The sequence below is a fragment of the Psychroflexus salarius genome (assembly GCF_900129035.1).
In the GTDB taxonomy this organism is placed as follows: Bacteria; Bacteroidota; Bacteroidia; order Flavobacteriales; family Flavobacteriaceae; genus Psychroflexus; species Psychroflexus salarius.
The window spans coordinates 34,123-46,695 of the sequence record NZ_FQTW01000001.1; the positions used below are offsets into that span (position 1 = coordinate 34,123).

General features: G+C 32.6%; 13 protein-coding genes. 6 read left to right on the forward strand and 7 right to left on the reverse strand.

The genetic code is table 11. The features are described from left to right. Positions 1-43 precede the first annotated feature (43 nt). From BUB82_RS00155 to BUB82_RS00175, 5 genes are all read left to right on the forward strand, one after another. Positions 44-1,981: a M1 family metallopeptidase gene (locus BUB82_RS00155; protein ID WP_073191820.1), complete on the forward strand. Its 1,938-nt coding sequence runs from the start codon at positions 44-46 to the stop codon at positions 1,979-1,981. Positions 1,982-2,023: 42 nt separating this feature from the next. Further along, on the forward strand, positions 2,024-3,877 hold the full coding sequence (locus BUB82_RS00160; protein ID WP_073190300.1) for a CocE/NonD family hydrolase: 1,854 nt from the start codon (positions 2,024-2,026) through the stop codon (positions 3,875-3,877). A 131-nt stretch (positions 3,878-4,008) separates the two neighbouring features. Then, positions 4,009-5,235, forward strand: a complete 1,227-nt coding sequence (locus tag BUB82_RS00165) for a multidrug effflux MFS transporter (protein ID WP_073190303.1) — start codon at positions 4,009-4,011, stop codon at positions 5,233-5,235. 31 nt (positions 5,236-5,266) lie between these two features. Next, positions 5,267-5,677 (forward strand): hypothetical protein, encoded by a 411-nt coding sequence (locus BUB82_RS11715; protein ID WP_143185622.1) that lies wholly within the window; start codon positions 5,267-5,269, stop codon positions 5,675-5,677. 10 nt (positions 5,678-5,687) lie between these two features. Then, the gene (locus BUB82_RS00175) at positions 5,688-6,590 is read left to right on the forward strand and encodes an ABC transporter substrate-binding protein (RefSeq protein WP_073190309.1); all 903 of its coding nucleotides are present in this window, start codon (positions 5,688-5,690) and stop codon (positions 6,588-6,590) included. 46 nt (positions 6,591-6,636) lie between these two features. Here the strand turns inward: BUB82_RS00175 and BUB82_RS00180 are convergent, their stop codons facing one another. The 7 genes from BUB82_RS00180 to BUB82_RS00210 are packed head-to-tail and all read right to left on the reverse strand — an operon-like array spanning position 6,637 to position 12,207. Then, positions 6,637-6,921 (reverse strand): ATP-dependent Clp protease adaptor ClpS, encoded by a 285-nt coding sequence (locus tag BUB82_RS00180; protein ID WP_073190312.1) that lies wholly within the window; start codon positions 6,919-6,921, stop codon positions 6,637-6,639. A 9-nt stretch (positions 6,922-6,930) separates the two neighbouring features. Further along, a complete protein-coding gene (gene prmA, locus BUB82_RS00185) occupies positions 6,931-7,758 on the reverse strand; it encodes a 50S ribosomal protein L11 methyltransferase (protein WP_073190315.1) in 828 nt (275 codons plus the stop codon). 3 nt (positions 7,759-7,761) lie between these two features. Further along, complete coding sequence (gene tpiA, locus BUB82_RS00190; protein WP_073190318.1) at positions 7,762-8,511, reverse strand: triose-phosphate isomerase; 750 nt, start codon at positions 8,509-8,511, stop codon at positions 7,762-7,764. An 11-nt stretch (positions 8,512-8,522) separates the two neighbouring features. Continuing rightward, positions 8,523-9,590 (reverse strand): ABC transporter permease, encoded by a 1,068-nt coding sequence (locus BUB82_RS00195; RefSeq protein WP_073190321.1) that lies wholly within the window; start codon positions 9,588-9,590, stop codon positions 8,523-8,525. Then, complete coding sequence (locus BUB82_RS00200) at positions 9,590-10,687, reverse strand: BT_3928 family protein (protein WP_073190324.1); 1,098 nt, start codon at positions 10,685-10,687, stop codon at positions 9,590-9,592. The genes BUB82_RS00195 and BUB82_RS00200 overlap by 1 nt, the downstream gene beginning before the upstream one ends. A gap of 4 nt (positions 10,688-10,691) precedes the next feature. Then, positions 10,692-11,261, reverse strand: a complete 570-nt coding sequence (locus tag BUB82_RS00205) for a DUF1599 domain-containing protein (protein WP_073190327.1) — start codon at positions 11,259-11,261, stop codon at positions 10,692-10,694. A gap of 7 nt (positions 11,262-11,268) precedes the next feature. Further along, positions 11,269-12,207: a transporter gene (locus BUB82_RS00210; protein ID WP_073190330.1), complete on the reverse strand. Its 939-nt coding sequence runs from the start codon at positions 12,205-12,207 to the stop codon at positions 11,269-11,271. Between the two features lie 108 nt (positions 12,208-12,315). Between BUB82_RS00210 and BUB82_RS00215 the strand changes: the two genes are divergently transcribed. After that, positions 12,316-12,573, forward strand: coding sequence for a DUF4834 family protein (locus tag BUB82_RS00215; RefSeq protein WP_073190333.1), 258 nt, complete (start codon positions 12,316-12,318; stop codon positions 12,571-12,573).

Consider the following 12,573-nt stretch of genomic DNA (forward strand, 5'->3'; position numbering starts at 1 on the left):
AAATAACGCTCAAATTTATATTTTTATCAAAAATCTTATATCTATGAAATATTACAAACTGCCCATTTATTTTTTAACTTTATTATTTAGCATAACATCTTTTTCTCAATTAGATTCTAATCAGGATGAGTTTAATGATTTTCTGTATAGACGAGGAAATACATTTAGAACAGCTTCAGGTTTACCAGGACAAAACTATTTTCAAAATGTACCTAATTACGAAATTGAAGTACAGCTTGATGACAAAACTCATACAATAACAGGTCAAATTGAAATTGAATACACCAATAATAGTCCACATGACCTTGATTTTATATGGTTATACCTTGAACAAAATAGATTTACTGAAAATTCTCGCGGTACATTAACAACACCAATAGGTGGTAATCGTTATGTTGGTGATACAGACAAAGGCATGAAAATAAGTAATTTTTCTGCCAAAGCTCATGGTGAAACTTCAAAAAATTATAGAATTTCAGACACACGAATGCAGGTTTTTTTAGAAAAACCACTTAAAGCTAATGGCGGAAAAGCAACAATTAATATGAATTTTGAATATGAAATTCCTATTGATGGTATGGATCGCATGGGTCGCCTTAAAACACAAAATGGTTGGATTTATGCATTAGCTCAATGGTTCCCGCAAGTTGCAGTTTATGATGATGTTGTGGGCTGGAATGTTGAACCTTATCTCGGTGCAGGCGAATTTTACTATGATTATGGAAGTTTTGATGTTAAAATTACCGCACCATACGATCATATTGTTGTCAGCTCAGGGACACTTCAAAATCCTAAAGATGTTTTATCATCTACAGTTTATGAACGTTATAAAAAGGCAAAAGAAAGTAACGAAACCGTTTATTTAATTAAACCTGATGAAATTAAAGATATGAGCCTAAGAGCTCAGCAATCTGGCACATTAACTTGGCATTATGAAATTGAAAATTCTAGAGATGTTGCTTTTGGAAGTTCAAAAGCTTTTATTTGGGATGCCGCTAAAATTAATTTACCAAGTGGTAGAACAGCCATAGCTCAATCTGCCTATCCAATTGAAAGTAACGGTCAAGATGCGTGGTCGCGATCTACTGAATATTCAAAAGCATCAGTCGAGCATTATTCTAATATGTGGTATGAATATCCTTACAATTCTGCTGTAAATGTTGCTGCAGATATAGGCGGGATGGAATATCCAGGTTTAAATTTTTGTCGTTATACCAGTAAAGGAGCAAGTCTTTGGGGTGTTACAGACCACGAATTTGGTCATAATTGGTTTCCGATGATTGTAGGTTCAAACGAACGCCGCTATGCATGGATGGATGAAGGTTTTAACACCTTTATCAATTACTATTCAACTTTAAATTTTAATAATGGCGAATATCCAGCAAGACTCAATAAACCAAGAAATTTAGTAAGTTGGTTTAAAAGTGATCGTCGTGAAGGAATTGATACTTATCCAGATGTCGCTAATTTAAGAAATCTAGGAATGATTGCTTATTATAAACCAGCACTAGGATTACTGATGTTACGTGAATATATTTTAGGCCCTGATCGTTTTGATTATGCCTTTAAGTCTTATATTAAAACATGGGCATTTAAACATCCACAGCCAACAGACTTCTTTAACCATATGGAAAATTATGCGGGCGAAAATTTGAATTGGTTTTGGAAAAATTGGTTTTATGGTACAGATAATATTGATTTAGGAATAGAATCTGTAAGACAAGTTGAAGCTAATACTTATGATTTAACCTTCGTAAATGAAGGTGGAATTCCTATGCCTGTTAAATACGAGATAACATACGCAGACAATTCTACAGAAGTTCTTGAGTTACCAGTTGAAATTTGGCAACGTGGTAATTCTTGGAGACACCGATTAAAAACCGAACAGAAAATTATTAAAGTTGAAATTGACCCAACTAAAATTTTACCAGATGTTAACTTTGGTAATGATACTTGGCCAGTTAATTTATATAAAGATTAAACACTTCAACTGAAATACAGTCTTATTAACAAATAATATCTTATGAAACAGTTTCAATTAGTGTTTAAATTTTTAATCATTTCATTTTTTGCTTTAAATTCAGCAATAGCTCAAAGTGATTATAAAGTAAGCGAACATTATAACAAGCAAGAAGTCTACATAACTATGCGTGATGGTGTAAAATTACACACCACCATTTATTCACCAAAAGATCAGTCGCAAGAATATCCTATTATAATGCAGCGAACACCTTATAGTTCAAGACCTTATGGTAAAGATAAATTTAGACGATCTATAGGGCCAAACATTCAGTTAATGAAAGAAGGTAACATCATTGTTTACCAAGATGTTCGTGGTCGTTGGATGAGCGAAGGTGTTTATGATAATATGCGGCCTTATATTCCTAACAAAAAAGGGAATGAAATTGATGAAGCTAGTGACACTTATGATACCATAGAGTGGTTAGTCAACAACGTGGCTAATAATAATGGAAATGTTGGAACTTGGGGAATTTCTTATCCTGGTTTTTACGCAACATACAGCGTGCTATCTGAACACCCAGCTTTAAAGGCTGCTTCACCGCAAGCACCTATCGGTGATTTTTATTTTGATGATTTTCATCATAACGGCGCTTATTTATTATCTTACTGGCGAGCAACAGCCTTGTTTGGTTACATGAAAGATGAGCCTACAGATAAATCTTGGTATCAATTCCCAAAAATGGGTACCGAAGACCAATACCAGTTTTTTATGGATCATATGCCATTGTCTAAGCTAGATCAGTTTTATGGTGAAGACAATATTTTTTGGCAACAGCTAAAACAGCATCCTAATTATGATGAGTTTTGGCAAAAACGCGGTATTATTCAGCATTTAGCCAATGTGGATATTAAACCAGCGGTAATGACCGTTGGCGGTTTATTTGATGCTGAAGATTTATATGGACCATTTAACACCTATAAAACGATAGAAAAAAATAACAACAATTATAACAGTGTTGTTTTCGGGCCATGGAGCCATGGTGATTGGGCAAGAAATTATAAGCGCCAAGTTGTTGGTAATATTCATTTTGGTGATAATTTATCTGAAGAATTTCAAACCAATTATGCAACAAAGTTTTTTAATCACTTCTTAAAAAATGAAGGCGACGTAAGTTCATTAGCTGAAGCTCATGTTTTTGATACAGGTGCAAAAAAATGGAATAATTATTCAACTTGGCCACCAAAAAATACAACACCAACTGATTTTTATTTGGTTAACAACCAAAAGTTAAGTTCACAAGCAGCTAATACTAAAGAAACTTTTATCAGTGACCCTAATAAACCTGTTCCTTATACGGAAGATATAAAAGTCGTTTTTACACCTCGAAAGTTTATGACAGATGATCAACGCTTTTCAGCGCGTCGTCCTGATGTTCTGGTTTATGAAACAGATGTCTTAACTGAAGATTTAAAATTATCTGGTGAAATTTTAGCCGATTTAAATGTAGCAACCACTGGCACTGCTTCAGACTGGATTGTAAAAATTATTGATGTTTACCCATCAGACACTAAAAACACTGATGATGTTCAAGATCATCTGAAGTTATCTAACTACCACATGATGGTCAGAAGTGAAGTATTTAGAGGACGTTTTCGCGATGGTTTCAATAACCCAAAACCATTTAAACCAAATAAAAGAACTAACGTAAAAATCACACTTCAGGATATTAATCACACTTTTAAAAAAGGGCATAAGTTGCAAATTCAAGTGCAAAGTACTTTTTTTCCTTACATAGATGTCAATCCACAAACTTATGTTGATAACATTTTTGAAGCTAAAAAAGAAGATTTCAAAGCTCAAACCCATACAGTTTTTGGTGATTCAAAATTAGTTCTGCCTGTGGTTAACAAATAAGCAATTCTTATATTCAGTTTAATTAAAACAGCTTTGTATTTCGTACAAAGCTGTTTTTTTAGTACTATTAATTAATTGTTAATTGAAATAATTGACGTATTTCAGATTTATTTTTATCTGAACTTTGCAGAATGCAACACACCGACCCAAGTCGAAATACAAGGCAACAGAATATTATCTTATTAGTTTTAGGAACTATGATTGCCATAGGACCTTTATCTATTGACATGTATTTACCCAGTTTTGAAAATATTGCCACTGATTTTCAAACCACAAAAGCACAAGTAGGTGTTTCTTTAACAAGTTACTTCATTGGTATTGCTTTCGGTCAGTTGGCTTATGGACCTATCATGGATAAATTTGGTCGTAAAGTTCCGCTTTTAGTCGGCTTAGTTATTTATATATTATCTTCATTAAGCTGCTTTTATTCGCCCGATATCATGTGGTTAATTATTTCTAGGTTTTTTCTAGCTATTGGGGCTTCAGCTGGAATGGTTGCAGCAAAAGCAGTTGTTAGAGATATTTTCCCACCAGAAGAAGTTGCCCGAGCTATCTCTTTTTTAATGCTCATTATGGGCTCTGCACCTATTATAGCACCAACCTTAGGAAGTTTTGTCATTGTGCATTTTAGCTGGCAAATGATATTTATGTTTTTAGCTTTTTTTGCGGGTTTAATGTTTGTGAGTGTTTTATTCTTTCTACCCGAAAGTATTACTCCCGATAAAACAGTCGAATTAAAAATTAAGCAAGTTGTTTTTAAATATAAGGGAATAATGCAAGATAAAATATTCCTTAGTTTTTCCTTAGCAGGAAGCTTAACTATAGGTGCAATGTTTGCTTATATATCAAATGCACCGATTTTATTCATGGATCGGTTTCATTTTACAGAAACTCAATTTGGTTGGATGTTTGGTTTAAATGCTTCAGGATTAATTATTGGAAGTCAACTTAATCGCTTAGTATTAAAACGATTTAGTACCTTTAACCTAACTCTTAAAATTTCATATATACTGCTCGTTTTGGGTGTAGTACTATTCTTAAACGCTTTGTTTTTTAGTAGTTTTTACATTACTGTAATAAGTTTATTTCTAATTTTATTTTTACTTGGTTTTCAAAACCCAAATACAACAGCTTTATCCTTATATCCATTTACAAAACGAGCCGGAAGAGCGTCTGCTTTGGTGGGTTGTCTTAAAATGTGTCTCGGTGCAGTGACATCATTCATAATTAGTTTGTACACAGGGATTAGTTTGGTACCCATGGCACTTACTATTTTAGTATGTTTAGTTTTAAGTAGTATGTTGCTAATTCGTTTTAAGCGTAAAGAAAAAGCAGCTTTGGCATTAGTAAATCCTTAATTTTTATTAATTTTAATCGAAACTTTGATAGATGCGCTTACACTATAAAAAGATACAACGTTTACTAAATTTCTCTATATTACCAATAGTGATAGGTGTTACGACCTATTTGCATTTTCAATATGAACTGAAGAGCAGTTGGTTTTATATTAACGCTTTGATATATTTTATATGGGGAATTTATTTTATACTGAAATCGATTTATGGTTTTGCTCAGATGACGAATAGTGAAATTAAATTCTCGCACAAATTTTGGAAAACTTATCAATGGAAAGACTTAAATTCAGTTCATTATAAGTTTGGTTATTACTATCTAGAGTGGCCAAATTCTACAATTGAAGTTAACCTAAAGCAATTAAATCCTAATTCAGTTGAAGTTTTAGAAGAAAAGCTTCAATCACTAGATTTAGTTTTGAATAATAAACGCGCTGAACCCATTTAATAATGCATTTATGAATCACCTTAGACTGGCTTTAGATTGGACGCCAAATGTTAATCATATTGGCTTTTATATTGCAAAAGCTAAATTATTTTATCAAGCAAAAAATATTAAACTTGACTTAGTAACACCAGATCAGGATAATTACTCAGAAACTCCAGCTAAAAAGGTAGAGCTAGGTAAAGCCGATTTTGCGCTTTGCCCAACTGAAAGTTTAATTAGTTATCAAACAAAATCAAAGCCATTTCCGCTCGTTGGTTTAGCGTCAATATTTCAAAGTGATTTAAGTGCAATTTGCGTTTTGAAGTCGTCTAAAATCACAAGACCACAACAGCTTGACGAAAAGCATTATGCGTCTTACCAAGCGCGTTATGAAGATGGTATAGTTAAAGAATTAATTAAAAATGATGGTGGACATGGCAATTTAAAGCTCAGTTATCCAGATAAACTAGGCATCTGGGAAACACTTATTCAGAATAATTGTGATGCCACATGGATTTTTTATAATTGGGAAGCTTTACAAGCTGAAGCTAAAGGAATAGAGTTAGAACTCTTTAGATTGAAAGATTTTGATATACCATATTCATATTCTCCTGTAATTGCAGGAAATAAAACATTAGTAGATGCTAATCGAGAGGTTTATACCGATTTCATGAAGGCAACACGTGAAGGTTTTTTATACGCTAAACAGCATCCTAAAGAGTGTGCAAATATATTAGCAAAGCATATTCCTGAACAAGATAAGATTATAGATCTTGAAAAAGCAATCAATATTAGTGCTCAAGCTTTAGGAAGTTCAACTCATTGGGGTCGCATTAACTTTGAAGAAGTTGATAGGTTTTTAAATTGGTTAAAATCTAAAAATCTAGAATCTTCTGCCTTAGTGGCAAAGGACATTTTTGTCCCTCTTATTTAAATTCTGTTGAAGTAATTTTTTTTAATTACAATATTTTAGAAACTAATTAAACTATTTCAGCTGAAATACCTGCCTCAAGAATTTTTAGGCACCTTGGTTTCAAATCATTATAAGAACCAGATTTAACAGCACATTTGCCTTTATAATGTATTAAAATTGTGCATTGTTCTGCTTGCGTAGGAGAGTGGTCACAAGTATCAATCAAAGTTTCAATAACATGATCAAAGGTATTAACTTCGTCGTTAAATACCACAATTTCATGCTCAGGCTTTGATTCGGTTTTAGTGACCGACTTTTCTTTAACTTTTTCTTTAGTTTGACTTAAAATCATATTACAAAATTATGAGCTTAATTCAAATTTAGCGGCGCACCAGTCATCTTTTAAAAGGTGTTTAACGTAAGTCAACCCAAGTTCATCAGCACGATTAATAATTTGATCTAAATCTTCTTGATAAAAACCACTAAAATAAATATTTCCATTCTGATTTAAATGCCTAACATAAGTTGGCATGTCATCAAGTAAAATATTCCGATTAATATTGGCAAAAATAAAATCGTAATTTGATTTAATTGTTTGGGCATCACCTTGAGTACAAATACCGGTAAGTTGATTTCTGTCAAGATTTTCTTCGGTATTATCAATACACCAATCATCTATGTCGATAAAGTCAACTTGATGGGCATCTTTCATCAAAGCTAATATTCCAAGTACACCAGTTCCGCAACCCATATCGAGACCATTTAGTTGCTTAAATTCATCTTCAAGAATGAGTTTTAAAATCATGTAAGTTGTAGCGTGATGACCTGTACCGAAAGCCATTTTAGGTGTAATTACAATGTCATAATCAACCGGTTTTTCAGGGTGAAATTCGGCTCTTACAGCACATTTTTCTCCAATATAAATGGGCTCAAAACTCGATTCCCAAATGGCATTCCAGTTTTTGGTTTCAAGATCGGTAACTTCAACTGATATACTAACTTCAGGGCTATTAAGTATTTGAACTTCTTCAATTAAATTAGCAGGCTTAACTTCAGTTTGGATGTAAGCTTTTAAACCATTTTCAGTATCTTCAAAACTTTCAAACTCTAATAAACCAAGTTCCGCCACTAAAATTTCTCGAAAGGGCTCTAGTGGCGAAATTGTAAAATGATATTTTGTATAATTCATGAATTAAAAACTGTTTATAATCGCTGTAAAGTCATCAGCTTTAAGTGATGCGCCACCAATTAATCCACCGTCAACATCAGGATTGGCAAAAATTTCTTTTGCGTTAGCAGGTTTAACGCTACCGCCATATAGAATTGAAATTGAGTTAGCCGTTGCATCATCATATTGCTTAGCGATGACTTTTCTAATGTGTGCATGCATTTCTTGTGCTTGCTCTGGTGTTGCTGTTTCGCCTGTGCCAATAGCCCAAACAGGCTCGTAAGCAATTACAAGTTTACTGAATTCTTCAGTTGAAAGATGAAACAAACTTTCAGCAATTTGTTCTTCAACTAAATTGAAATGCCCATTATTTTGACGTACATTTAATTCTTCACCAACACAAAAAATAGGAGACAAGTTTTGCTCTAAAGCTTGATTTGTTTTTTCTTTTAATATTTGTGCATCTTCGTGAAATATAGCACGCCTTTCGCTATGACCTAAAATAACGTAGGTTACACCAACAGATTTAAGCATGTTTGCAGAAACTTCACCTGTAAATGCGCCAGAGTCGTTAGCATTCATATTTTGAGCACTTAATGCTATGTTACTATCTTCAAGTAAACAATTAGCTAAGCTCAGGTTAGTAAAGCTAGGCGCAATGATTACTTCTGTCGCGTTGTTTTTAGTTGTTTTTTTAAGGCCTTCAATAAGGGATTTAGTATCGTCTAAATCGCAATTCATTTTCCAATTTCCGGCTACAATTTGGGTTCTCATGATATCAGGGTTTAATTTACTTTGGGGTCTAAAATACTATAAATCACGTCAACTAAAATATTGATGACAATAAAAATTGTGGCTATAATTAAGACTGACCCCATAATTACAGGTAAATCTAGGGTATTTAAGGCATTGACGATTTCTTTACCAAGGCCGTTCCAACCGAAAATATATTCAACAAAAACAGCACCTGCAAGCATTGATGCAAACCAGCCTGAAATAGCAGTTATTACAGGGTTTAGAGCATTTTTAAAGACATGTTTTATAATAATTTGTTTAAGTTTTAGGCCTTTGGCTTTAGCGGTGACCACATAATCTTTTGATAATTCTTCTAAAATTGAATTTCGCATAAGTTGAATTACAACGGCTAATGGTCGTATTCCTAAAACAACTGCTGGTAGTAATAGGTTTTTAAGCACTAAATTCTTTTGTTCACCAAAGTCATCTAATTCATATAAATTCCCTGTCATATTTAAATTGGTGTATTCATGAAGAACAAAACCAAATAACCAAGCAAATAAAATAGCACTAAAAAATGAAGGAACACTCATGCCTAATGTACTAACGACTTGAATAAATTTGTCAAGCCAAGAATCTTGATAAATTGCTGATAAAATACCTAAAATTAATCCTATGATTAAAGCGATGCTAATTGCTGAAATAGCTAGGATAGCTGTATTTGGTAAGGTTTCGCCTATAATTTCTGAAACAGCTTTATTTTGTTTTTGAAATGACCGCCGCAGATAAGGAAATTTGATGACCAACTGAAGTTCTTCGGTTTTAAAAATTGTAGTATAAGAAATAGGCTTGTCTTTAAGTGAAGTAAAATTTTTTGTATGAGTTGAATGTAATGAAATGGGTGAGAGGTCATTTAAGTAATATAAGTATTGTTTATATACAGGTTGGTCAAAACCATATTTTACTCTTAATAAATCAACCTGAGCTTGCGTTTGATTTTCGCCAAGCATCATTTTAGTAGGATCTCCAGGCAAAACATTAAATAATAAAAATACAACACTAACCACACCAAATAATGTGAAAAAAGCGTAGCCTATTTTAGACAGTAATTTTTGCATTAATCTATCTTAAACTCATCGGCATCATTCCAATGTAATTTTTGAGTAATAACGCCATTTTCTAATTCAACTAAACCTGGGTTAGAACGCACTATTGTTTTTATAGCGGTTTCGTCGCAGGTGTAAAATGAAATATTGATCTTATAAGATTGTAGTAAATCTTCTACTGATTTTGATCCTGATGCACTTAAGCCGATGACTAAATAATTAGCCTCTTTTGCTTTGTTAATTAAGGGTTTAATGGTTTTCCAGCCTTGTGTTTCTGTTTTATTTAAATTGTAAGCATTAACGATTAAAACTTTAGGTTGATTTAAAATATACTCTGTTTGATCTTCACCATCTTTAATCAGACTAAAGTCGTGAATTGGTGGCGTATAGGCTTCACGAATAACTTCAGTTTTAACGTCTTTAAATTCGCCTTCAACTTCAGGAAAATTTCCTCTAGTCGTAATTATTTTTTCTTCACCATTCACTTTAAATCGCCAATGATAATCTGTAATAGCTGGTGGTGCATTTTCAGGAACCTTTCTGGCTTCGGTGATATCTGTACCTATTTTGTAAGCTCTAAAATCAATGATTGGTAAATGCATTAAAACATGATAAGCCATAAAAAAGCATAAAATACTGCTTACAAAAACAACCCATTTTAAAGCCGGTTTTGGTAAGATAGGTTTTATGAGTTTTTGTTTGATAAATAAAAAAATGATTAATAAACTTAATATGACATCTTTAATAAAGGATTGCCAAGGTGTTAGTGGAATGGCATCTCCAAAACAACCACAATCGGTAACTTTATTAAAGTAGGCGGAATAGAAAGTTAGGAATGTGAAGAAAATAATCATTAATAATAAACTCCAAATGGTTATTTTCTTAGCATAACCAATAATTAAAGCTATACCCAGCAAGACTTCAATAATAACTAAAAAAACAGCAAGTAAAAGAGCGTATGGCATTAAGAACGAAATATCTAAAACACCAGGGCTAAAATACTCTTCTAGTTTATAGGCAAAACCTAGCGGATCATTCAATTTAACCAATCCACTGAAAATAAATAAAAGGCCCACAAAATAGCGCGCGATTTTGACCAAGATTGTCATTTTATTAAGAATTAGAGTTTAAATGAATTAAGGCAAAAATGGCATAATTAATCATATCTTGATAATTAGCATCAATACCTTCACTTACAATTGTTTTTCCTGAATTATCTTCAATTTGCTTAACACGTAATAGTTTTTGTAAAATTAAATCTGTTAATGAACTCACACGCATATCTCGCCAAGCTTCACCATAATCATGATTTTTATTCATCATTAATGTTTTTGTTTCAGATAAATAATTGTCATATAACGCTAAAGCTTCATTAATTTTTAAGTCAGGTTGATTAGCAATACCTTTATGATACTGAATAAGCGCCATAATAGCATAATTTATAATACCGATAAATTCAGCATCAATAGCTTCATCAATTTTTGAAGTGCCGTTAACTTGTAAACTTCTAATGCGTTGAGCTTTTATAAAAATTTGATCTGTTAATGATGGTAAACGTAAGATTCGCCACGCACAACCATAATCGGTTAGTTTTTTTTCATACAAATCACGACAAACCGAAGTAATTTTGTCATATTGATCAGTTGTTGAAAGATTTTTGAAATTTTGATCAAAATTGTTCATCAATACATTATTTTTTGTCTCCTAACTTAAAATTATCATCAGATTTTAGTTGTTCTTTTTCTGATTCATCATAAATGCGCTCTTCTTTACGGAATTTATCGTATCGATAAGATATCCCTAAACTGAAACCAAGTCTTTGTGGAGTATTTTTAAAATTGACTAAGCCTAAAAGATCAAGTTGAAGGTTTTTTGTTAATAAATAAGCTAAGCCGCCACGTACAATTTCATCGCTATATAAATCACCTATAATCGTTTGAAATTCACCAAAAACAGCAAATCTGTTTCCTACAGAATGTGTTAGCGTAAAAATACCGGTATAAGAAGGAAAGTCAGTACCCAATTTGTCACCATAAAAATTGGTTACAAAAACCCATCGACCATAATTATGTTGGGTTATTACACCTAATCGTGGAGAAAAATTGGGTTCGCCTTGAAACAAAAACGGATTATCCCCAAAAGCAAAATTTACACCAGCATAAGCAGATATAGCTGGAATTAAATCACGCCATTGAAAAGTGTTGTTGGCTTTCCAACTAATATAACTTTTTTCTTCTTGTTCACGCTTAAAATAAGGGTCGTAAATTAAGTACTTACCGGCTAATGTGTTAGATTGAAAGTTAGAGTAGCTTAGAGTTTCAGTACTAGCACCTTGAACAAAATCAGTATTTACAGAGCGAAAACTTCCTTCAAGCGTCAATTCTAGTTTTTCCATAAAAAAACCATACCGCGCTTGATAATCTAGTCCATAAACAGTAGTTTCAGTTCGTTCTAAGTCATGTTCTTCACGATCAAATCTAAAGCCAGTTTCTAATTGCATAACACCATTTCCGACAGCAAAAGCGCCTTGAGATGCACCAGGTCTATTCGAGTTGATTGTTTCGGTATATTGCGAGAAGCTACTCAGACTAAAGAGTAAACTACTTAAAAAAACAAAGGCTCTATACATAATGTGTTTTTTTCAAATATAGTTGAATTTATCAATAATTTATTAGTCAAGAACTATTTTTTACGCTGCCTAATCTATACATTTGTGAATTAATATTTAGACGATTTTATGGAATTCTTAGAAACGCTTTTAATAATCATCTTAATTATTTTCGGGTTTCGATTGCTTTTTAAATTTTTTGCACCTTTTTTGATGCGTTATTTTATGAAAAAGCTAAAACAGAAGTTTGAAAATGCTCAACAGCAAAGTCATAACCAATCAACTTATACAAGTCAAAACGATAATTTAAATTCACAAAGCGGCTCTCGAAAGACCAATCCTAATTCTAAGGTTGGAGAATACGTCGATTACGAAGAACTCGATTAA

Bases quoted from the DNA above. Each gene is read 5' to 3' on its own strand.
- BUB82_RS00200 (WP_073190324.1), bottom strand. From the start codon at position 10,687: ATGACAATCTTGGTCAAAATCGCGCGCTATTTTGTGGGCCTTTTATTT.
- prmA (WP_073190315.1), bottom strand. From the start codon at position 7,758: ATGAATTATACAAAATATCATTTTACAATTTCGCCACTAGAGCCCTTT.
- BUB82_RS00155 (WP_073191820.1), top strand. From the start codon at position 44: ATGAAATATTACAAACTGCCCATTTATTTTTTAACTTTATTATTTAGC.
- BUB82_RS00175 (WP_073190309.1), top strand. From the start codon at position 5,688: ATGAATCACCTTAGACTGGCTTTAGATTGGACGCCAAATGTTAATCAT.
- BUB82_RS00205 (WP_073190327.1), bottom strand. From the start codon at position 11,261: ATGAACAATTTTGATCAAAATTTCAAAAATCTTTCAACAACTGATCAA.
- BUB82_RS11715 (WP_143185622.1), top strand. From the start codon at position 5,267: ATGCGCTTACACTATAAAAAGATACAACGTTTACTAAATTTCTCTATA.
- BUB82_RS00160 (WP_073190300.1), top strand. From the start codon at position 2,024: ATGAAACAGTTTCAATTAGTGTTTAAATTTTTAATCATTTCATTTTTT.
- BUB82_RS00195 (WP_073190321.1), bottom strand. From the start codon at position 9,590: ATGCAAAAATTACTGTCTAAAATAGGCTACGCTTTTTTCACATTATTT.
- BUB82_RS00210 (WP_073190330.1), bottom strand. From the start codon at position 12,207: ATGTATAGAGCCTTTGTTTTTTTAAGTAGTTTACTCTTTAGTCTGAGT.
- BUB82_RS00180 (WP_073190312.1), bottom strand. From the start codon at position 6,921: ATGATTTTAAGTCAAACTAAAGAAAAAGTTAAAGAAAAGTCGGTCACT.
- BUB82_RS00165 (WP_073190303.1), top strand. From the start codon at position 4,009: ATGCAACACACCGACCCAAGTCGAAATACAAGGCAACAGAATATTATC.
- BUB82_RS00215 (WP_073190333.1), top strand. From the start codon at position 12,316: ATGGAATTCTTAGAAACGCTTTTAATAATCATCTTAATTATTTTCGGG.
- tpiA (WP_073190318.1), bottom strand. From the start codon at position 8,511: ATGAGAACCCAAATTGTAGCCGGAAATTGGAAAATGAATTGCGATTTA.